Annotated in this window: 14 protein-coding genes; 4 read left to right on the top strand and 10 right to left on the bottom strand. The window is 37.4% G+C overall.

Annotation, left to right across the window (positions count from 1 at the left end; genetic code table 11):
* The first annotated feature begins 14 nt into the window (after window positions 1-14).
* Entirely contained in the window at window positions 15-6077 is a 6063-nt protein-coding gene (locus BXY82_RS07610) for an alpha-2-macroglobulin family protein (protein WP_133758615.1), read from the top strand.
* 173 nt (window positions 6078-6250) lie between these two features.
* Here BXY82_RS07610 and BXY82_RS07605 read toward each other — a convergent pair whose 3' ends face one another.
* Both BXY82_RS07605 and BXY82_RS07600 read right to left on the bottom strand, forming a co-directional pair.
* Complete coding sequence (locus BXY82_RS07605; protein WP_133757608.1) at window positions 6251-7231, bottom strand: PLP-dependent cysteine synthase family protein; 981 nt, start codon at window positions 7229-7231, stop codon at window positions 6251-6253.
* Between the two features lie 276 nt (window positions 7232-7507).
* Complete coding sequence (locus BXY82_RS07600; protein ID WP_133757607.1) at window positions 7508-8743, bottom strand: ABC transporter permease; 1236 nt, start codon at window positions 8741-8743, stop codon at window positions 7508-7510.
* 8 nt (window positions 8744-8751) lie between these two features.
* Between BXY82_RS07600 and BXY82_RS07595 the strand changes: the two genes are divergently transcribed.
* Complete coding sequence (locus tag BXY82_RS07595; RefSeq protein WP_133757606.1) at window positions 8752-10056, top strand: exo-beta-N-acetylmuramidase NamZ family protein; 1305 nt, start codon at window positions 8752-8754, stop codon at window positions 10054-10056.
* 28 nt (window positions 10057-10084) lie between these two features.
* Here the strand turns inward: BXY82_RS07595 and BXY82_RS07590 are convergent, their stop codons facing one another.
* From BXY82_RS07590 to BXY82_RS07580, 3 genes are read right to left on the bottom strand one after another with little or no spacing between them, the layout of a single operon-like run.
* Complete coding sequence (locus BXY82_RS07590; protein ID WP_133757605.1) at window positions 10085-10918, bottom strand: sterol desaturase family protein; 834 nt, start codon at window positions 10916-10918, stop codon at window positions 10085-10087.
* Between the two features lie 4 nt (window positions 10919-10922).
* Window positions 10923-11822, bottom strand: a complete 900-nt coding sequence (locus tag BXY82_RS07585; protein ID WP_133757604.1) for a hypothetical protein — start codon at window positions 11820-11822, stop codon at window positions 10923-10925.
* Between the two features lie 9 nt (window positions 11823-11831).
* Complete coding sequence (locus BXY82_RS07580) at window positions 11832-12326, bottom strand: YkgJ family cysteine cluster protein (RefSeq protein ID WP_133757603.1); 495 nt, start codon at window positions 12324-12326, stop codon at window positions 11832-11834.
* Between the two features lie 65 nt (window positions 12327-12391).
* Here BXY82_RS07580 and BXY82_RS07575 point away from each other — a divergent pair, with 65 nt between their 5' ends.
* Together BXY82_RS07575 and BXY82_RS07570 are read left to right on the top strand one after the other, a co-directional pair.
* Window positions 12392-13087, top strand: coding sequence for a class I SAM-dependent methyltransferase (locus BXY82_RS07575; RefSeq protein ID WP_133757602.1), 696 nt, complete (start codon window positions 12392-12394; stop codon window positions 13085-13087).
* Between the two features lie 142 nt (window positions 13088-13229).
* On the top strand, window positions 13230-13604 hold the full coding sequence (locus tag BXY82_RS07570) for a GxxExxY protein (RefSeq protein ID WP_317128575.1): 375 nt from the start codon (window positions 13230-13232) through the stop codon (window positions 13602-13604).
* Between the two features lie 4 nt (window positions 13605-13608).
* Here BXY82_RS07570 and BXY82_RS07565 read toward each other — a convergent pair whose 3' ends face one another.
* The 5 genes from BXY82_RS07565 to BXY82_RS07545 form a co-directional block, all read right to left on the bottom strand.
* Window positions 13609-15225, bottom strand: coding sequence for an amidohydrolase (locus tag BXY82_RS07565; RefSeq protein WP_133757601.1), 1617 nt, complete (start codon window positions 15223-15225; stop codon window positions 13609-13611).
* A gap of 142 nt (window positions 15226-15367) precedes the next feature.
* Complete coding sequence (locus BXY82_RS07560) at window positions 15368-17092, bottom strand: TonB-dependent receptor (RefSeq protein ID WP_133757600.1); 1725 nt, start codon at window positions 17090-17092, stop codon at window positions 15368-15370.
* A 101-nt stretch (window positions 17093-17193) separates the two neighbouring features.
* The gene (locus BXY82_RS07555) at window positions 17194-20214 is read right to left on the bottom strand and encodes a tetratricopeptide repeat protein (RefSeq protein ID WP_133757599.1); all 3021 of its coding nucleotides are present in this window, start codon (window positions 20212-20214) and stop codon (window positions 17194-17196) included.
* A gap of 273 nt (window positions 20215-20487) precedes the next feature.
* Entirely contained in the window at window positions 20488-21669 is a 1182-nt protein-coding gene (locus BXY82_RS07550) for an ATP-binding protein (RefSeq protein ID WP_262711375.1), read from the bottom strand.
* A 34-nt stretch (window positions 21670-21703) separates the two neighbouring features.
* A complete protein-coding gene (locus BXY82_RS07545) occupies window positions 21704-22513 on the bottom strand; it encodes an alpha/beta fold hydrolase (RefSeq protein ID WP_133757597.1) in 810 nt (269 codons plus the stop codon).
* Window positions 22514-22680: the final 167 nt, after the last annotated feature.

The raw sequence follows: 22680 nt of genomic DNA, 5'->3' as shown, positions 1-22680 counted from the left end.
ATTTTAATACTATGATGAAACATCTTATAACAATCTTCATAATCCTTGTTTTTTCTAATGCTACGCAAGCGCAATCCAATTCTTACGAAAACTTATGGAAAAAAGTTGAGAAATTTGAGAACGACGGATTGCCAAAATCAGCCTTGGAAGTTGTGGATCAAATTTCCAAATTAGCGTTAGCGGAGAAAAACCCAACACAAAACATCAAGAGTTTGCTTTATAAAAGTAAGTATGCGCTTGTTTTAGAAGAAGACGCACAACTTAAAGTGGTTAACGATTTTAAATCACAAATTGCAAAAAGTGAAGCCCCAACTAAGAATATTTTAGAAAATATGCTCGCCAATCTTTACTGGCAGTATTTTCAAAATAATCGCTACCGATTCTATAATCGGACCCAAACAGAAGAGAAGGTCAATGCAGACGATTTCAGAACTTGGGATTTAAAAACCCTTTTTGAAGAAATTGATTGTCATTATGGAAATTCACTTCAAAATGAGCCACAGCTTCAAAAAACTCCGTTATCAAATTTTGACGACTTGTTACAATTAGAGAACGAATCAAAAGTTTTCCGACCTACACTTTTTGATTTTTTAAGTCATAATGCTTTGGAATTTTACCAAACCGATGAAAATAGCATCACCCAACCCGCCTATAAATTCACCATTGATGCCCCTGAATTTTTAGCGGATGCCAAAACCTTTTCTGAATTAAAAATCACACATCAAGATTCTACTTCTTTACAATTAAAAGCGCTCCACATCTATCAAGATTTGATTAGTTTCCATCTGAAAGATAAAGATCCACAAGCCTTAGCTGATGTAGACATCAAGCGTCTGCAGTTCGTGAAAACCAACAGTACTTTAACTGATAAGGATGCTATTTACTTAAACACACTCAAAAAAGCTGCTGAAACCTATAAAACCCATGAGGTGTCAGCACTTTATAATTTTGAAATTGCATCACTGGGGTATTATAACAATACAATTGCATCACATCAGGACGATCGTTCTCAAACCGAAATAGATAAAAATCGATGGAAACTTAAGGAAGCATTGGCTTTATGTGATGCGGTACTGAAACAATTCCCTAAAAGTAAAGGGGCTGAAAAATGTGAAGTTTTAAAACAACGCATTCTTAAGCCTACACTCCAACTAACCGTTGAAAAGAATATTCCTGTCCAAACCCACAGTTTGATGTTGGTGCGTTATTCTAATTTGAAAAGATTAGCATTCAAAGCCATTAAACTCACAAAAACTGAATTAGAGCGCTTTAACAAAACCTACAGAAAAGAAGAGCGTCTTGCCTTTATTAATTCGCTAAAAAGCACGGAAGAATGGCAAAGTCAACTAAAAAACGAGCAGGATTATCAACAGCACAGCACAGAAGTCGTCATTCCAAAATTACCAAATGGCCACTATTTAATTGTAGCATCCCCTGAAAAATCTGATGAGTCATTTTACGGGTTTGACGTCATACAAGTCACCAATAGTGCCTTTGTAACCAGATCGGATGCGGAGAAAGAATTATTTCAAATCATAAATAGAACCAACGGCAGCCCTTTGGTTGGCGCAAAAGTATCAATTAAGTATCAGGAAAATTATAATAACAGCTTTAAAACGGCGGACTTTGTAACGAATTCAAATGGTGAATTCACCTTGAAGACTGCCAATAATCGTTATTATAATATGGATATCACCGTCAATTATAATGGAGACGTTGCATATTTTAAGGATCATTACACTAACGGGTATTATAACGAAAATGACGACGAGGCAAAGATAACATTCAAGCCTTTTGTATTCACAGATAGGAGCATTTATAGACCAGGGCAAACCGTCTATTTTAAAGGGATTGCAACGAAAAGTGAAAATGGAAAAACGGTGGTTTATGCCAATCAAGAGGGGAAACTTAGTTTAAAGAATGTAAATGGCGAATTGGTGAAGGAAATGAACCTCAAAACCAATGATTTTGGATCTGTTTCTGGCGAATTTATCTTGCCAAACGACGGCCTAAACGGTAATTATTCAATAATTATGTTGGCTGGCAGTACGAGCGCTACCAATTTTTTGGTTGAAGAGTACAAGCGTCCAAAATTTGAAACGACGTTTAATCCAATCACAGAAACCTTTAAAGTCAATGATTCTATTTCAATAAAGGGCAAAGCGTTGGCTTATGCCGGAAGCTCCATCACAGATGCTAAAGTGGTGTATCGCGTGCATAGAAAAGTGCAATATCCGCGTTGGTATTATTGGTCCAGACCTTATTTTAACAGTCAACCACAAGAAGTTGCCCACGGTGAAGCCAGCACTGATAAAGATGGGAATTTTAAGATCAACTTTAAAGCCATTCCTGATGAAAGCGTAGATAAAGCCAATCTGCCGGTCTTCAATTATGAAATCACCGCTGACGTTACAGATCTCAATGGCGAAACACGAAGCGCTACCACCATCGTAAACGTCGGTTATCATTCGCTTTTGGCTACTGTCACCATTGATGATCAATTGGATAAAACCAAAAAAAATCATCAATTGACCTTAACCTCAAAAAATTTAAATGGTGAATTTGTGCCCGCTACAGGGACTGTCAAAATTTACAAACTCAAGGCCCCAAATGAAGTTTTAAGACCTCGTCCATGGGCAGCACCAGATTATCCAGCATTAACTCGTGAAGAATTTAAAAAACTATTTCCGCATGAAGCGTATCAAGACGAACATAACCCGAATACTTGGGAGAAAGGCGCCCTTGTTTTTGAAGCTCATTTTGATACGTCCAAGTCGAAAATCATCGACTTAGGCACTATAAAAAAATGGGATTCTGGAAATTATGTGGTTGTTTTAGAAAGCAAAGATAGATTTGGCCAGTTGGTTAAAGATGAAGCGCAGACGTTTGTATTCAGTCCAAATGACAAAACACTGCCTGATCATCAATTATTTAGTGTATCCACTGACCAATCATCCTACAAAAAAGGTCAAAATGTGATTATGACGTTTGGTAGCGCGGCTGACGACGTGATGGTTACGGTTGATGTTGAAAAAAATCAGAACATCATCAAAACCTATTTGATTCCGTTAAGCAATAACAAAAAAACGATTGCTATTCCGGTAACTGAAGCAGATTTGGGCGGATTCGCGATTCATTACAGTTTTGCTGCTTTTAATAGTTTTGAATCGGGCACAAAAACCATTACTGTGCCGTATCCAAAATCAGAATTGACCATTGAAACCAAGACCTTTAGAGACAAATTGAAACCAGGAACTGATGAAACGTGGAGTTTTAACATCAAAGGTCCTCAAGGTGATAAAGTAAGTGCTGAATTGTTGGCGAGCATGTATGACATGTCTTTAGACCAATTTACGCCGCACCAATGGCAATTTAGTCCGCTGCACCAACCTATTTATTATAGCAACTCTAAAAGACAAGCCCTGAAAAGTTTTGGGAACACTAATTTTTACGTGTATCTACCAAACAGCAATTTCAATTTCCCTCATCAAAATTATGACCAATGGAATTGGTTTGGATTCAATTTTGGGAATGACAGGAATATGTCAATAATGATAAGAGGAAAAGTTAGTGGTGTTCAAATGCTTGAATCTAATATAGTCAATGAACAAGCCGATGCAGAATTAGAAGAAGTGGTTGTTGGATTTGGCAAGCAACCTAAAAGCAATACCGTTGGTTCTGCAACCTCTAAAAATGAGGAATCAGCCTCACCACATAAAGAGAATCTAGAAACCGTTGCCATCCGTAGAAATCTGCAAGAAACCGTGTTTTTCTATCCACAATTACAAACGGATGCTGAAGGCCATGTGACGTTTAGCTTTACAACTCCTGAGGCATTGACCAAATGGAAATTGCAGTTGTTGGCGCATACCAAAGGTTTAGAGAGTGCAACCACCACTTTAGAAACAGTTACCCAAAAAGAATTGATGGTCATTCCTAATGCCCCGCGTTTTTTACGTCATGGGGACGACATTTCAATCAGCACTAAAATTGCGAATCTGACGGAACAACAGTTATCTGGCGAAGCGGTTTTACAGCTATTTGATGCCATTACTGGACAAGCAATTGATGCAAAACTCAATAATGCCGATAATCGCAAATCCTTTTCTGTGGATGCAAAAGGCAATACCGATTTAACTTGGAGTTTGACCATTCCTGACGATGTAGATGCGGTGCAATATAAAATCATTGCTAAGTCTGGTAATTTTAATGATGGCGAGCAAAATGTACTTCCTGTCCTATCGAACAGAATGTTAGTGACTGAAACTTTACCAATGTGGATTCGCTCCAATGAAACGCGAACCTTCACTTTAGATAAGTTAAAGTCCAACACCTCTTCTACACTTAAAAACCATAAACTGACTTTGGAGATGACTTCCAATCCGGCGTGGTATGCCGTTCAGGCATTACCTTATTTGATGGAATATCCATATGATAATAATGAGCAAACGTTCAGCAGATATTACGCCAATGCCTTAGCGAGCCATATTGCCAACAGCAATCCGAGAATCAAGGAAGTGTTTGATCAGTGGGCTTCAACGGATGCCTTGCTAAGCAATTTGGAAAAGAATGCCGATCTGAAAAGTATCTTGATTTCGGAAACACCTTGGCTTCGAGATGCACAATCGGAAACCGAACAAAAAAAGCGTATTGCGCTATTGTTCGATATGAATAAAATGAGTAATGAATTGCAAGCTGCGCAACGCAAACTTCAAAACAGTCAAATGAATAATGGGGCTTGGGCTTGGTTTGAAGGCGGACGCCCGAATCGATTTATTACCCAGCAGATTATTACTGGATTTGGACATTTAAAACAGTTGGATGTTTCCCTGAGCGCAGCCGAAGGGTCTAATGATGCCATGATTAAAAAAGCAATCGCCTATTTAGATGCTGAATTTGTTCAGGAATATAAAGACCTTCGTAAATACGATAAAAAGGTTGACTTAACGAAAGATCATTTGAGCTACACCCAATTGCATTATTTATATATGCGCAGCTTTTTTACGGACATTCCAAAATCTAAAGAAGTAGAAACCATTACAAAATATTACCAGACTCAAATTCAGAAGTATTGGTTGAAACAATCCTTATACGCCAAAGGGTTGATGGCGTTGGTGTCGCACCGCTCCAAAGATTCTAAAACTGCTGAAAGCATTTTAAAGTCGTTAAGAGAAAACAGTATTACTTCGGACGAATTAGGAATGTATTGGAAAGAAAATCAACCGTCTTGGTTCTGGTACCAAGCGCCCGTGGAGACCCAAGCGCTTATGATTGAAGCGTTTTCAGAGATTCGAAAGGACATTAAAACAGTCGATAATTTAAAAATTTGGTTACTTAAAAACAAACAGACCAATAGTTGGAACACCACCAAAGCAACTAATGAAGCCGTGTATGCTTTACTATTACAAGGTAGCGATTGGTTAAGCGTCACAGAACAAGTAGATGTGACATTAGGTGGTAAAACGATTGCGCCATCAAAATTGGAGAATGTAAAAGTTGAAGCTGGAACGGGATATTACAAAACTTTTTGGAGCGGATCTGAAATTCAACCAGAAATGGCAGACGTTACGCTGACCAAAAAAGGTGACGGCATTGCTTGGGGCGGATTGTACTGGCAGTATTTTGAGAATTTGGACAAGATTACCTTTGCTGAAACGCCTTTGCAATTACAAAAGAAATTATTCTTAAAAACCAACACCGATACAGGCGAACAGATTTCTGAAATCACCTCTGAAACAGTATTAAAAGTTGGCGATTTGGTGTGCGTACGCATCGAATTAAGAAGCGATAGAGATATGGAATTTATTCATATGAAAGATATGCGAGCAGCAGGATTTGAACCAATCAATGTGATGTCAACTTATAAATATCAAGACGGATTAGGTTATTATGAAAGCACTAAAGACGCCGCAACAAATTTCTTCTTCGATTATTTACCAAAAGGCATCTATGTTTTTGAATATGACTTACGTGTGAATAACAAAGGAAATATGAGCAATGGGATTACCACCATCCAAAGTATGTATGCTCCTGAATTCACCAGTCATAGCGAAGGTGTTCGAGTACATGTGAAATAATCACACATTAAACTTTATAAAAAAAGCGTCATGAAATTAATTTTCATGACGCTTTTTAAATTTATTAAATATTTCTACTTGCTCTAAACATCGAAAACAATGTCTCTATTCTCGATTCTAACAGCGAAGCGGTCTATTATTATTTCCCAATTATAGTGTAAAACTAATTACACCTAATCGATATACCCCATCTTCTTCATCCACTCATTGTTGAACATCTTTCCTACATACCGACTGCCGTGATCATGGAATAACACCACCACAACATCGTCTTTTGTGAAATGATCTTTCAATTGCAACAACCCTTTAATTGCAGCTCCAGCAGAATTCCCTAAAAACATGCCTTCCTCCTTTGCCAATAATTGCGTGTAAACGGCGGCATCTTTATCCGTTACTTTCTCAAATCCGTCGATAATATCAAAATTGACATTTTTAGGAAGAATATCCTCGCCAATACCTTCGGTTACATAAGGATAGATTTCATTCTCGTCAAAAATTCCCGTTTCGTGGTATTTTTTGAACACGCTACCATACGTGTCAATTCCCCATATCTTAATGTCGGGATTTTGTTCCTTCAAATATTTTCCAACACCAGAAATGGTGCCTCCAGTTCCAACACCAACCACAAAATTCGTAATCTTTCCACCAGTTTGTTTCCAGATTTCAGGACCTGTACTTTCGTAATGTGCCTTGGTATTGCTTAAATTATCGTACTGATTAACGTACCATGAATTTGGAGTTTCCTCTCCCAAACGCTTAGAAACCGAATAATAACTTCTCGGATCTGTTGGCTCTACATCTGTCGGACAAACGATAACCTCAGCACCGACAGCACGAAGGATATCCATTTTTTCTTTAGATTGTTTGTCAGAAAGCACAAAAATACATTTGTAGCCTTTTACGATGGCGGCTAAAGCCAAGCCCATTCCCGTGTTTCCTGAAGTCCCTTCAATGATGGTTCCTCCTGGTTTTAAGAGACCTTGTGCTTCGGCATCTTCAATCATTTTTACGGCCATTCTGTCTTTTACAGAATTCCCCGGATTGAAGGTTTCGTATTTAGCCAACACCAAACACGGTAAGTCCTTGGTCAATTTATTCAGTTTTACCAGTGGGGTGTTCCCAATGGTTTCAAGTATATTTTCTGCGTATTGCATCTGTTTCAATTTAAGACTGCAAAGGTAAGGGGATTTTTTGATTTATTGAATTGGGAATTGCACAGAGATCCACAGAGAAGTCACAGAGTTACACGGAAAAAATTTGAATTTTGAAACATGCCGTATGATTATAATCAGATCTAAAAACCTATTGCACAAAGTTTCACGAAGGCGCACAAAGTTTCACAAAGTTGTTCTGACAGCGGGAGAAATAATTATCCACTTAATAAGCTACTGCCAACTGAAGACTGATTACTGAAAACTGCCTACTGAAGACTAATCAAACCGCATCGCCTTAACCGGAGATATTTTGGTAATAATCACTGAAGGAATTAAGAGCATCAACAAACACACGATAAAAGTTCCTAAATTGAGCAATAGTATGTAATCAAGGCTAAGATACACCGGAGCTTCTGATACATAATACACTTCAGGATTTAGCGGAACCAATCCAAAATATTTTTGAGCGAACAACAGTCCTAACCCGATTAAATTCCCCCAAAACAATCCCAATCCAATTAAATAGGTGGCGTTGTAGAGGAATACTTTTCTGATGCTCCAATTATTACTTCCTAAGGCTTTGAGAATCCCAATCATTTGGGTACGCTCCAAAATTAATACCAATAAGGCCGTAATCATATTAATTCCCGCTACCAGAATCATAATCCCAATAATTCCATAAGTATTGTTATCAAAAATGCTGATCCATTCAAAAATAGACACATATTTTTGTTGTACGGTAACGGCATCAAGATCTGAGGGAATCGTATCGTAGATTTCCATGCCTTTTAATTCGATTTGATTGAAATCGTCAATAAACACTTCAAAATTCCCTACTAGGTTTTCATCCCATTTATTGAGTCGCTGTACGTGACGAATATCGCCCATCACAAATTTTTCGTCCAATTCTTTAAAACCCGAATTGTAAATCCCTACAATTTCAAAAGCTCTTAAAAACGGCATCTGATCAATGCGCTCTTTTTTAAATACCGTCTGAAAACTATCGCCCAACTTGAATTGCAAACGGTTGGCCAAGTATTGCGAAATAAGCACCTCATTGCTCATTTCACCTGAATAATCCGGCAATCGGCCTTCGGTCAAAAACTCTTGAAAATAGCGCCAATCATAATCAGAACCTACACCTTTAAGCACGACGCCTTCAAAATCCGTTTCTGTACGAACCACCCCAAATTTTGTTGCTGTAGCTTGCACATGGCTGATGCCTTTAACATCTTTAAACTCCGGATAGAATTCTTGATTTTTACTGATTGGAATTTCAGATTCGTCTGATGCGTTACTATCAAAATTTGTAATGGTTACATGGCCATTAAAAGCCACCACCTTATCCCGTATCTTTTGCTGAAGTCCGATACCTGTTGCAATCGCAATCAACATCACCACAATACCGATAGCAATGGCAGTAATACCAATTTTTATTATCGGGGCTGATACACTACTTTTATACGCTTTACTGCCTATAATACGTTTAGCTATAAAAAACTCGTAATTCAAAATTTAAAATGCGATTAAAGATGTTCAAAAATACGTTTTTCCCGATAATAATGGGACTTGTTTTGATATTGATTTCCTGTGGGAATGGGGTGCGTGGTACTAAGTCTCAAGAACGAAGTATTAAGACTGCTGACCACGGAGCGAGGATTGCAAAAAACGAATCGCCAACCGCAGACTTGAGCCAGCAGCCCATAAAAGTTGGCGCCAACCGAACAGAGAATTATTTGAAAGTGTTAAAAGGCAAACGTGTGGGCTTTGTGGGCAATCAATCGAGCGTTATTTTTAAAGATGGCAAGCGTAAGAACGATAAAGGCGCTGCTTATACGCACCTTGTAGATTCATTGTTAAGCTTAAAAATCAATGTGAAAAAAGTTTTTTCTCCAGAGCATGGGTTTAGAGGCACGGCAGATGCAGGCGAAGAAATCAAGGACGGCTTAGATCCAAAAACGAGGTTGCCAATCATCTCTTTATATGGCGATAATAAAAAACCGAAGCCAGCACAACTTGAAGGTTTAGATATTATGGTTTTTGATATTCAAGATGTCGGCGTGCGCTTCTACACGTATATTTCCACCCTGCATTATGTGATGGAAGCCTGTGCCGAAGCCAACATTCCATTACTAATTTTAGACAGACCAAACCCCAACGGCCATTATATTGACGGCCCAATTTTAGAAAAAGCACATACCAGTTTTGTGGGCATGCATCCTATCCCGATTGCGCACGGAATGACTATTGCGGAATACGCTCAAATGATCAACGGCGAAAAATGGTTGAAAAACGGCATTCAGTGTGACTTGACAATTATCTCAATGGAAAACTACACGTATGACCTGCCTTATAGTTTACCTATAAAACCTTCGCCAAACTTACCAAATGACCAGTCCATTGCTTTGTACCCAAGCTTGTGTTTTTTTGAAGGCACCAATGTGAGCGTTGGTCGTGGCACCGATACCCAATTTCAAGTATTTGGAAGTCCAGAATTGGATAAAAATCATTTTGATTATCGCTTCACACCACAGTCTAAACCTGGGGCAACAGCACCGCCACAGTTAGGAAAATTGTGTTATGGGAGAAATTTGGCCCAATCTGAAGTCGCGCCAGGAATTAATTTAGAATATGTAATTGAAACTTATAGACATACTTCAAACAAGAAGACGTTTTTCAATTCGTTTTTTGTGAAATTAGCGGGCACATCACAACTTCAAAAACAAATTGAACAGGGACTTTCTGAAAAGGAAATAAAAGCGACTTGGGCCAACGGGCTTGAAAAGTTTAAGGAAATTAGAAAACGTTATACATTATACCCGTAAGAGGTAGAAGGAAGAGTTATTCCACCGTTTACATATTACTAGTGGTAGGCTTTCTATACTTATGGAACGGCTGTTTTAAGAGTTCGCCGATGTTTCCATTGGCAACTTCATCAGGAAAGGTGTCTACCCCGTAGACAATTTTTTCTCTGTCTAGCACCATGAATGTACCAAACATACGGTCCCATATTGAAAAGATATTTCCGTAGTTGCTATCAGTGTACGGTAGAACATAGTGATGGTGCACCTTATGCATGTCTGGCGACACTAACACATAGCTTATCAGCTTATCTAGTGTTCGTGGCAATTTAATATTGGCATGGGTGAATTGTGTGGCGATTAAAGACATGGATTGGTATAAAAAAACCAAAGCGATTGGGGTACCAATGATAAATACGCCAAAAAGTGTAAACGCAAAACGGATCACACTCTCTAACGGATGATGTCTATTAGCAGTTGTGGTATCCACATTATGATCTGTATGATGCACCAAATGCACCATCCATAAGACCTTAACTCTATGCTCTACATAATGCGGCAAATACGCGCCTACAAAATCGAGTAGCAAAACACCCAACAAAGCATATAACCATAAGGGCATGTCAGGCAACCAATTGATAATTCCAAAATCATTCACTTTGACCCAATCGGAGGTTTGCAACAATAAAAACGCCAATCCGAAATTGACCGCCACCGTGGTCAAGGTGAAAAATATATTTGGCACTGCATGGTTCCATTTCTTATAGGTAAACTTGAATAGTGGCAAAACACCTTCCAAAAGCCAAAACAAGGTAATGCCCCCAACAAGAATCAGACTTCTGTGGAGCGTTGGAATGGTTTCGAAATAATTGATGATACTTTCCATAATCTTATAGGTGGCTATTGATGATTAATTGCGCTCTTTTCAAATTTACTGAAGAAACTTGGCTTTCCCACTCTTCAGCATCTTTTTTGTCGTTATTCAATACATAAGCTGTGTAATATAGAAACGCCAGTAAATCCTTGTTCGATGTATCAACATCAGAGAGACCCATTTTTTTTAAGGCACGAAGCACCTTTCTCGGCCGATCTTCAATGAGATGTTCTGACAATCGCAACAATTCTATTTTCCGGGCTAAATGGTCTTTATCTTCTTGACTATGTTCTGACAAGTACCTATCAGCATCATCCAAGTACAATGTAGCCACCTGAATAATGTCTGCCCTAGCGTGCTTATTGACCAAAATAGCGTAATCCAAATATTTTGAAGCTAATCTAAAGGCCGTATTAAAATCTTGATGCTGGGAATAGTTGTCTAATTCGGCTTTTAAATAGGCTGTGTTTATGGCATAGTGGGTAATAAATTCTGTTAAATTAAAATAAGCTTCTGGAGAATGGGACGTATTCACAATCATACCATTACTATCTATTACCTTTATATTGTCATCCTCAAATTGCTTTATATAACTTGCGCTTCTAATGTCTTTAATGTCATCATACAACTTTGGATAAAGATCTTCACTTACTTTAACGGGCACAAAATATTCCCAAATCACCCTGTTGATTTCGGGATGTTCAAATAAGTTATCAAATACAACTTCACGTCCTTTGTCATCAAGAATAATAACCGGATATGGAATTTCTGCAGCATCTTCCCAAACCATAAACAACATCTTATCCTGAACTAGAGCAATACGCTTAGCCGCATCCAACGATGTCAACCACTCTTGGGCAACGCAAAAACTTAACGGCACTATACTTAAAACAAAAAACAGTATGTACTTTTTCATGGACTAATTTTAAAGTTTGATACGGCGTTTCATATCCTCCACAATATTAAATGCGGCGGGACAAATAGCGACATTTTTAAGGGTAAGATATGAAATTTGCTGAAACTTTTTTCGATCCGTATGTGGAAACTCACGGCATGCTTTTGGTCTCACATCGTAGATTGAACAATAATTATCAGCACCGAGAAATGTACAAGGGACACTTTGTAATACATAATCATTCTCCTCGTCAACTCTGAGATACTGCTCAATAAACTGAGAAGGTTTTAACCTAAAGTGCTTGGCAATTCTATCCACATCTTTATCTGTAAATAATGGTCCTGTGGTTTTACAACAGTTGGCGCAAGTTAGACAATCAGTGCGTTTAAATTCTTCCTCATGCAGGTCTTGCATAATATAATCGAGCTGCTTAGGTGGTTTCTTTTTAAGCTTGGTAAAGAAGGTTTTATTTTCCTTATGCTTATCTTTGGCGAGCTTTGGAAGATTATTAATAAGGTCTTGCATGGTGTAAAAATAATACTTTTAAATCTTAAGATTTCCGTGAGTGCGGAAATGTAACCACTTTATCGATGAAAGACCTTTTCGGAACCGCATTATTAGATTATTTCAATGGAAATTTTTCAGAGGACATTGTTACTTCTACAAATATCTCTGAAGACGATGAGTTGCCGCTTTCCTACTTGTTTAGGGATTATCAAGACATGTCCAAATTGGAACAACAAGCGTTGCAACTTGCCAAAGGACGAGTACTGGATGTTGGCTGTGGTGCAGGAAGCCATAGTTTATATCTTCAGAACAAAGGTCTTGAAATAAAAGCGATTGATGTTTCTAAAGGCGCTATTGAAGTGACACAAAAGCGCGGTGTGAAAAATGCGGAACTAATCTCCATTTTAGACGAAACCGAAAAGTTTGACACTATTTTATTGATGATGAATGGCACCGGTATTTTTCAGGAAGTCGCTAAGGTTTCAATTTATTTGACGCATCTTAAAACGCTTTTAAACCCAGGAGGGCAAATTTTAATTGATTCTACAGATATTAAATATATGTATGAAGATGACGATGGCGGCTATTGGCAAGACCTACATGCCAACTATTATGGTGAACTTGATTATTTGTTGAGCTATAAAGGTGAATCTGAACCCTTAATCACTTGGTTGTATTTAGATTTTGAAACTCTAGCAACAGCCTGTGAATCTGTAGGGCTAACCTGTGAGTTGGTGATGGAGGGTGACTATTATGATTATTTAGCTCGAATATTTTAATGAATACTTTGGTGAGATTGCTGTACCACAAAAAACACTAAGTAGTCACAACAACCACAAAAAATTCTTTATATGTAATCTTTGTGAAATTTTGTGACTTCTTTGAGTAACTTAGTGTTACAAATGGTCAATACTAAAAATCGTGATTATAGAAAATGAACTGTCTAATAAAATAATCGGTTGTGCAATTGAAGTTCATAAACAACTTGGCCCAGGTTTATTAGAATCAGCCTATAAAGAATGTTTACTGCACGAGCTTTTACTACACGGGCTTAACATTCAAAAAGAAAAACCGATGCCAATTATTTACAAGGATGTAAAACTAGACCACGGCTATAGGGTTGATTTATTAGTTGAGAATAAAGTCGTCATAGAAATTAAAACCGTTGAAGGTTTTACAGATGTCCATCTCGCTCAAGTTATAACTTACTTAAAACATGGAAATTACAAGTTAGGGCTATTTCTATATTTTCACGTGACGACGTTACCAAATGGTATCAAACGCGTTGTACTTTAATAATTTATTGCTTCACTCCGCCTACAAAAGTCTTCTGCACTTTAATATTTGGAATATCGTGTACTTCAACCGTCATGATATCTTTATCTAAAATGATAAAATCTGCAAATTTTCCTTTTTCGATACTGCCTTTTTCTTTTTCTTCGAAATTAGAGTAAGCCGCCCAAATGGTCATCCCTCTTAACGTTTCTTCTCTTGTTAACGCGTTCTCCATTTGATAGCCATCCTTTGGATACTTGTCCAAATCCTGACGCGCAACGGCGGCATAAAAGGTTAAAAACGGACTCACTTGCTCCACAGGGAAATCAGTTCCTAACGCCACTTTACCATAAGCATCCAACAATTGTTTAAAGGCATAGGCACCTTTTACACGTTCTGCCCCTAATCTGTCTTCTGCCCAATACATATCAGATGTAGCGTGGGTGGGCTGTACTGATGGCATAATGTTTTTATACAAATCAAAATCTTTAGGAGAGATTATTTGTGCGTGTTCCACACGCCAGCGTCTATCTGCTTTGTCTTTCAAAACTTTGGTATAGGTATTTAATACGGCATGATTGGCAGAATCTCCAATGGCATGTGTGTTCATTTGGAAATCAGAATTGGCAATGCGTTGTGCTGCCTTATTAAACGTTTCCAAATCAGTCACCATCAATCCATAATGGTTAGGCTTGTCAGTATAAGGCTTTCTTAACATGGCTCCTCGCGATCCTAAAGCCCCATCAGCATAGAATTTAAAACTACTAACATTAAGCTTATCTGTTTTACGCGTTCCTTTTTTTAAGTAATAATCCACGTTTTCTTTTGATCCTGAGACCATGGCATACACGCGAATGTTCAAATCTCCTGTCTGTTGCAAACTGTCAATAAGCTCAATAGCTTGTCGCGACAAACCGGCATCATCCACAGTAGTCAATCCATAATCAAAACATATTTTTTGTGCGTCTAAAAGTGCATTGACCAGTTCCTGCTTGGAGGACTGTGGCCAATAATCCATCACCAAGTTTTCAGCGTTATCAACCAAAATACCTGTAAGTTGCCCGTTTTCTACCACTACTTCGCCACCTTCAACTTTACTATTAACGGTAACCTTACCTAAATCTAAAGCCGCTTGATTGGCTAAAATAGCGTGCCCGTCGATACGCGTTAGCGCAATTGGTGTATTAGGATATAATTCGTCTAATAAGGCTTTATTTGGAAATTCCTTTGTTTCCCAATCATTTTGATCCCAACCACGACCTATTATAAAATCAAGATTTTTCTCATTTTGAAAATCGCTGATACGTTGAATGATTTCCTCGAAACTTTTAGTCCCAACCAAATTCACCGATTGCTGATTTAAACCCAGGCCCAAGAAGTGGCAGTGGGCATCAATTAAACCAGGCACTATGGTTTGCCCCTTGGCATCGACAACATTAGTTGAAGCATAGGTCTCTTGTATCGAGTTAGTACTTCCTATTTCCAAGAATTTTCCGTCCTTGATTGCAAAAGCTTCGGCTTTTCCAAAACCCTCATCCACTGTATATACATTGCCGTTAATAACAATAGTGTCGACTTCAATTTTGTCTTTTTCACAGGACAATACGGTGACTATAAGTAGAAAGGTGATTAGTTTTTTCATTTGACAGGATGGTTTCAGTTAGCAAAATTTGTAAAGTAAAAATAAGAAAAGCATCCAAGATGTTGGATGCTTTTTTGCTATAATGTCTGTCTGATATTGAATTATTCTAATCAGATGGGATCCCCGCTTTCGCGGGGATGTATTAAAAATCAAATTGGTAGGTTGCGCCTGCTAAGGCTTGAATGCCTTGTACTGGCGTGTGTAGCCAACGTTTATATTCTTGATTGGCAATATTATTGGCCTTTATGTAAAACGAAAGTTGATCATTAAGTCTGTAGCCCACATGTGCATTGGCATCAAAATAACTATCTAACGACATTGTTTGCAGCATTGGTGCTGTCAAATCGGCCACATAGAATTGGTCTTTTCGTTCTCCAACATAGAATAAGCCCGCACCTGCAAACCAATTCTCGTCAATTTGGTAATCTAAAAATAAGGACCCTTTAAGGTCTGGCATGTTCCACGCTTCTGATTGTGTATCTGTAGTATATGAAAAATATTCAGCCTTAATTCCTAATTTAAAATTTCTATTAACGTCTACGTTTACCTCACCCGCAAAGGATACTGTTTTAACATCATCATAAACCATCTCAAAGGAGTTGCCATATTGATAATCTTTAGTTGCATTAGGTAAAACAGGATTTGCCTTGTACAACGCTTTGTTGGCTTCATTCATATAATGCCCACTCACGCTGTACCCAATACTGTTAGATAATTTACCTTTTAAACCCACATGCCCTTTATACTTTTGATCTGTTGGAGTGATGGTAAGTGTCGGCGACAAATACGGATTGGCCTGCGCAAAATCATAATATGAATTTTGATTCAGGTCCCCTTCCAACCCTGCAAAGGCAATCATTAATTCGTCAACCAATCTGTAGGTGGCTGTAATATTTGGATAGATAAAAAACCCACCGTCACTCAATTCTGTATCTCTCATATAGACCAAATTAACTCCTAAATTAAGTGTCAAATCGTCTTGCGTCAATTGATAACTAGGTGCGAAGCCGAATGCTACATTGCCATATCGCAACTCTGTATCGTTATAATAATTCCTCTCAAAGGCTCCACCAACATAATCCACCTTAACTTCAGTAGAAATCAATTCATCCTGAATAGGCAAATCGGCAGAAGCTTTTAACACAAATCGGTTTTCTCCAGAGCCTTGGTTATCTCCGAACCTTCTGTAACGGGCACTCGCATCCTTAAACAAATAATCATATAATTTTACCTTTGCCCCTACATTGCCTCCATAAAAAGAGTGACTGCCGTCAAGTTCATCCGCAGTAGTTGCATTAAAATAGGGCTGTGGAAGTCCGTACCAATTAAATTTTTGATAGAGTCCACCGGCATCTACTGTCCACGATAAATCGCGGAGTTTTTGGCTGTAATTGACGTTCAGTTTGGTGTCAATAAAATCATCATCCATCAAGGCTTCTTCAATGCCGCCACTGGAGGAATGGTGTGTTAAATACCCTCCAAGATGTTCGCCTCTACCCAACTCATGATTTAAATAAACTTCACCTAAAATAGTGGTATAAGTCCCTAAGCCCAACGAGGTATAGTTATCATACAATTTAATCGCTTTAGGCTTATTGACAGTTGCGGCCTTGCCTTTAGCTGGGGTAAAGGTTGACGCCACCGGAATGGAAAATATATTATACTTAATCTCCTTTTTGGTCGTGTTGGTATCATCATCCAGAACTGGTGTTTCCTTTATTTTAAAAGCGTCTGCAACCGTTGGCGTATACGCCTTTACCACAGTAACTACTTCAGGATCCAAAGTATCTTTAGTACGCTCTTGCGCAAAAGTTGCAGCACTTGTAACAACTGCGATGGTAAAAATATATGTGATGTTTTTTAGCATTTTTATAAGTATTAAATTCCTAATTTAATGTTCCTAAATCCAACACTATAAGGTGTTGGGTTACCAAAACGTGTTTGGTCAATTTTAAATTTTCTTAGAAATTAATTATCAGTATTGATTGATGAGTTTGTTTTAGCTTCTTCTGATTTTATGATGCTTAATTGTGTTTTGGCTTCCTGTACTACATCTTTAAACTCGGGGAAGTTTGAAATAACACTTTCCAAAATATAGGTAGCCTGGAATGCATCTTTTAACGCATAGAAATTTTTAGCCATAAGCACTAGACCTTTAGCACTATAATATCTATAGCTGCTAAAATCCTTTGCCAAACGTTGTGCCGTGGTATTAGACGCCTCATAACTACCTTCCTTGTTCTTAAAGTAAGCGTTATAATACAGTGCCTCCGCTGCTAAAGCACCTGAAGCTATTTTTTCTACAGTGGCGTATGCAGCTTTAGCTTTAGACTGATTGCCAGTTTTAATTGCTGAACGGGCAATAATGATCTGTGCATCACTCTTCACTTTAATATCCAACTTGGAATTTGACAATACTTTTTCAGCATAATTTTCAGCATCGCTATATTTTTCCAATTGGTAATACGCATTCATCAAATTGGATTGTGCGTAGATGATATTTTGAGGATAATCTGCTTCAATTTCTAACTGTTTTAAAAGCGGAATCGCCTTGTTCCATTGTGAACTGTTCAAATAGGTTTCTGAAAGCTTTACGATTGCTTGCTCTGTAAATTCGCTTTTTGGCTTATTAACAACAAACTCATAATGAGGACGTGCATTCTCAGGTAAAGATTTTTTAGAATACAATTCCCCCAAATAGAAATGCGATTTCAAAGCATGGATGCCATTTGGAAACTGATTCAGATACCCATTAAACTGTTTAATAGCGTTGTCTGTTTTGTTTTCTAAATATTGTTTTTCTGCAGCCAAGTAGGTGGTATTATCCAAATCTGAATCGGATACCTCCATATAATCTAAGGTTTTTACCCATGCCGCGTATTCATCAACCCTACCCAAATCAATATAAATTAACCGTGCTGTAGATACAGCTTGAATAGCTTCTTCAGTGCTTGGGTAATTTCTTGCGACACTTTTAAATTTCGCTAGAGCTTGCTCATTCTGACTTGCGTTGTAGTAAATAAGACCTTGCCTCAACACTGATTTAGAATTGAACACTGAGTTTTTATACTCTGAATTCAATCGGTCATACATGGCTATGGCTCTCTCATTCTGATTTGCTTTAACATAAGAATTAGCCAACTCATACATGGCATCATCTCTTAAAGACGAACGGCTGTATTTATTAATGAAATTATTTAACTCCTGAATTTTTGTACTTCCCTGGCCAATGTACCCATAGCTCATTGCCTTTTGAAAATCGGCATAATCAGGTTCAATTTGTTTTAGAGCAATGGCCTTATCATACGCTGAAATAGCAGATTGATAGTCTGACGACACAAAGTAACCGTCTCCCAATCTTAAATAGGCATCATTCAATCGTAATTTATCTTCCTGACGGTTAGTTACAAAACTTTTGAAATGCTCAGTAGATTTTGAATAGTTTTTCTGCTTAAAATAGGTATACCCTAAATTATAGTCAATATTGGTCATTTCAGGTGTTCCTGAGGCCTCATTTTGCTGTCTAAACTGTCTGAAACCAATCAAGGCTTCGTCATAATTTCCAATATTATAATCGGTTTCTGCTTTCCAAAAGGTAGCCCTTGCCGTAAACTTTGCATCGCGCGCCTCTCTAATTGCTTTTTCAAAAAGGGCTTTAGCTTCTTTATAATTGCCTTCATTGTAGATCTCAATCCCTCTGTAAAACGCTACTTTTTGATAAGCAACCTTATTTTCGAAGCTTGTTTTACCTTCTAATAATCTTAAGGCTTCCTCATAATTTTTTGAGGTAATATAAGAGTCGATCAAAAGTGTTTCAATTTCTGTTTTTCTAGCGGTTTGAGGATATTTCTGTAAATAGCTGGTCAATACTTGAGGTACAGATTGGTACGGATTACCAATTTCATAACTCAATTTTGCATAATTCAACCAGGCATCTTCCTGAATTTTAAGATCAAAATCCATTTGTGAAGCATTTCGAAACGCGTTTAATGCTTCTTGTTTCTTATCTAAATTAACATAGCTTTCACCCAAATGGTAATAGGCATTTTGTGCCACACTGTTGTTGCCACCAATAATCTTATTAAATTCAGAAATGGCTTTATCAAAATCGTTTTGTTTATAATACGCATAGCCCAATTGGTAATAATCCGTATTGTTCCATTTTCCTTTTTTACCCTTGTAGGCGGTTAAGTACGGAATGGCCTCCTTGTATTTTTGCATATTAAAATAGCTCTCTCCTATAATCTTAGACAGTTCTGATTTTTCAGCTGGATTGCTTTTTTTCATTTGAGCCTCAGCAAGTTCTATGGCCTTTTCAAATTTACCTAGCTTAAAATTTAAATCTGCCTGATAATAAGACAACTTCTCTTGGTACTTTTCATTGTCACTTACTTGTTCAAAGTATTCATTAGCTCTGTCATAATCATCACCTTCATAAGCCATAAATCCAATATAATATTTAGCCTGAGAGCCATACTCTTTTGAATTTACGACACGACTTAAGTATTTTTGGGCGTTTACCTCATCTTTTGTTGTGTATAAACTATAACCATAATTAAAAGAAAAACGATCGCGTTCTGCCCTACTCATACTGCCTTCATCAACTTTTTCATACCATTTTCTGGCATAGGCATATTTTCCATTATCAAAATAATAATCTGCAACGTCTAGAAAGGCGCTATTACGTTTGATACTTGTAGGATATTTTTCAACAAATTCCTCAATTAGCGCGTCAGCATTAAGTTGATTCAGTCGCACTGCACAATTTGCATAGTAATAGGTACAATCTGCTTCCAATTGCTCGCTGTCAGTCTCATCTCTCACCTTATCAAACATGCTTTGGGCTGCTTGATATTGCTTGTTATTATAAAGTGTTAGTGCTTTTTGATAATCGACCAGATCATTGGTATATGTTGCCGACTGTTGTGCGTAAGACGATCCTATTAGCAATAGGAAACTTACTAAAAATGTTATTGTTCTGTTAACCATTAAATGCGTTTTTATTAAGACGATCAAAGATACTTGAATCTTAAATCTATAACGAAGGAAAATTCGTTTAATTATAAACGGACTTATTAAAAAGCCAAGGAACGACCTAAAGTGAAATTTTTAAATAATTGCAAGAGTAAATGATAGATTTTAACGCTAACGCTAAAGCGATTATTGAAGACGACAAGTTCGCATTTGCATAGAACTAAAGCGCTCTAGAACAGATTATTGCACACTGCCTTGCGAATTGGAACTACGAAGACAATCTAAAGTTTAAGTTTTTATGGAGGGTTTGTCTACAGGCAAGGTGATTATATAACAAACGCCTTCTTCTTTTGTGGCATCTGCACTAATAACGCCAAAATGTTTTTCCACAATTTGTTTACTATAAGCTAGCCCGATATTGCTAGAATTAAACTGTACGGATTTATGAATAATCTCAGAAAATTTGTTTCGCACACCTACCCCATTGTCTGAATAGGTAATTTTTATGAATTTATCATAAAGGTATTGATCTGAAAGTTCTAAAAATGTATTCTTCGTAATTTCAATTGCAGAGATTTCAACAGTTAATTTTTGATTTACAGTGTTTCTATCACTCCAAGAATTTTTCAGCAATTCTTCAAAAAGCCGTGTCATTAAACGTTTATCCCCTTTAAATTGTAGATTATTATTAGGATATATAATCTCCAATTGCGCATTATTTTGCAAAGGAGATGTACGTAATGCGTCCTTAATGACCTCAGTCAAATTTAATGTAGTGTAATTGAGTTTAAATTGGTCCAGCTCCTTAAAGTGAAGCAAAGTGAGCAACATGTCGCTCATTTTACTATTGAAGCTGATTATTTTATGCAACTGCTCCACAACAGCTTTCGTGAGCCCTTTTCCTTTTGTCAATATATAATTGCTAGAAAAAATTGATTTACGCAAGGGTTCTTGCAGATCGTGCGCAATAAGCTTAAACACCTCTTGTTGCTGTTCTTTTAACAGTTTTACTTTTCTGTATTGCGATTCTAATTTTTTTTGATGTGCTACCAAAGCGTTCTTTGCTTTAGTGAGTTCTGCATTTTCGTTTAAGGTATTTTCAGCAACTTTCTTTGCTTCCAACAATTCTTTTTCATAGCGGTTACGATTGGATATCTCCATCCCACCACACACTATTTCTGTAGCATTTGCAGTCTTTTTTACTTCTACATTTAGCAATACAGGAACTGAAGCACCGGTAACACCTTTAAACACAAGATAAATTTCGCGAACGGAATTTTGCATTTTTATCAGCGGATAGAAATGTGTCTGATAGAAGATCTTACTTCCTATGGTCAACAATTCCTCTAACTGACGCCCATGTACTTCATCATGCTGTAATCCTAATTTTTGGCGCATTTCCGCATTCATCTTCGTTATCTTGCCACTTTCAGAAAGGGAAAACAAAATGCACGGAATATGGTCATATATGACCTCCCAAGGATTTAGGTTGGTGTTGTCGGGTTTAATAAGGTTGTCGCTTTAAGAATTTTTGAATTAGTTGTATGGTTTCATCTGGGTGACTCATATGTGGGCAATGCCCTGTAGCCTCCATTTTTATAAAGGTACTCCCTTTAATTTGTTGGTGTACGTAAAGTCCAACTTCGTCGGGCGCAATGGCATCTTCTGAACATTGTAAAACCAGGCAAGGTAAAGTTAAATTGGCAAGGTCTTCACGGTTGTCTGAAAAGAAGGTTACTTCAGCAAATTTACGAGTGATAACAGGATCTGTAGAACAAAAACTTTCTTCAAGCTCTTCCGTTAGCTCTGGTCTATCGCCATTTTTCATCACTACAGGTGCCAAAAAATTAGCCCATCCTATATAGTTACTATCCATAACATCCAACAGCCCTTCCAAATCTTCTTGTGAGAATCCGCCTAAATACTTCTCATCATTTACATACTTGGCTGAAGGCCCTATCAAAATCATACTCGAAAACATACGTGGTTGTTCTATTGCTGCCAAAACGCCTATCATAGAACTAACGCTATGCCCCACAAAAATAACATCTTCCAAATTCAGGGCTTGGCAAACCTCTAATACATCTTGAGCATAGCCCTCCAATTTCGAATATCGTTCTACATTGTATGCAGAGAGATCTGATTTTCCACACCCCACATAATCAAACAACACAACCCTGTAATCATTCAAAAATGCAGGAGTTACATAACGCCACATATTTTGATCACATCCAAATCCGTGAGCAAACATTATAGTTTGACTACCTTTTCCAATTATTGTAACGTTATTACGTGAAACAATATCTTGTGTCATTACTTTTTTTTTCAAAGTTAATTAAAGTATTTAAATATGTCTTATAACGATATAATATATAGCATTTGGATCAAGATTTTAAATTAAGTTATCTTAAGTGATGTTTATTTGAAGCTTTTGGCGTCTTTTAATGCGTGAGTTAAGCAGTTTGTAAAAATTTGATATTT

Source organism: Gelidibacter sediminis, assembly GCF_004364975.1.
Taxonomy (GTDB): domain Bacteria; phylum Bacteroidota; class Bacteroidia; order Flavobacteriales; family Flavobacteriaceae; genus Gelidibacter; species Gelidibacter sediminis.
This window is presented reverse-complemented; position numbering and strand designations above follow the sequence as displayed.

Excerpts from the sequence above, each read along its gene's own strand:
- BXY82_RS07605 (WP_133757608.1), bottom strand. The coding sequence starts at position 7,231 with ATGCAATACGCAGAAAATATACTTGAAACCATTGGGAACACCCCACTG.
- BXY82_RS07545 (WP_133757597.1), bottom strand. The coding sequence starts at position 22,513 with ATGACACAAGATATTGTTTCACGTAATAACGTTACAATAATTGGAAAA.
- BXY82_RS07580 (WP_133757603.1), bottom strand. The coding sequence starts at position 12,326 with ATGCAAGACCTTATTAATAATCTTCCAAAGCTCGCCAAAGATAAGCAT.
- BXY82_RS07565 (WP_133757601.1), bottom strand. The coding sequence starts at position 15,225 with ATGAAAAAACTAATCACCTTTCTACTTATAGTCACCGTATTGTCCTGT.
- BXY82_RS07555 (WP_133757599.1), bottom strand. The coding sequence starts at position 20,214 with ATGGTTAACAGAACAATAACATTTTTAGTAAGTTTCCTATTGCTAATA.
- BXY82_RS07610 (WP_133758615.1), top strand. The coding sequence starts at position 15 with ATGAAACATCTTATAACAATCTTCATAATCCTTGTTTTTTCTAATGCT.
- BXY82_RS07590 (WP_133757605.1), bottom strand. The coding sequence starts at position 10,918 with ATGGAAAGTATCATCAATTATTTCGAAACCATTCCAACGCTCCACAGA.
- BXY82_RS07585 (WP_133757604.1), bottom strand. The coding sequence starts at position 11,822 with ATGAAAAAGTACATACTGTTTTTTGTTTTAAGTATAGTGCCGTTAAGT.
- BXY82_RS07595 (WP_133757606.1), top strand. The coding sequence starts at position 8,752 with ATGCGATTAAAGATGTTCAAAAATACGTTTTTCCCGATAATAATGGGA.
- BXY82_RS07560 (WP_133757600.1), bottom strand. The coding sequence starts at position 17,092 with ATGCTAAAAAACATCACATATATTTTTACCATCGCAGTTGTTACAAGT.
- BXY82_RS07575 (WP_133757602.1), top strand. The coding sequence starts at position 12,392 with ATGAAAGACCTTTTCGGAACCGCATTATTAGATTATTTCAATGGAAAT.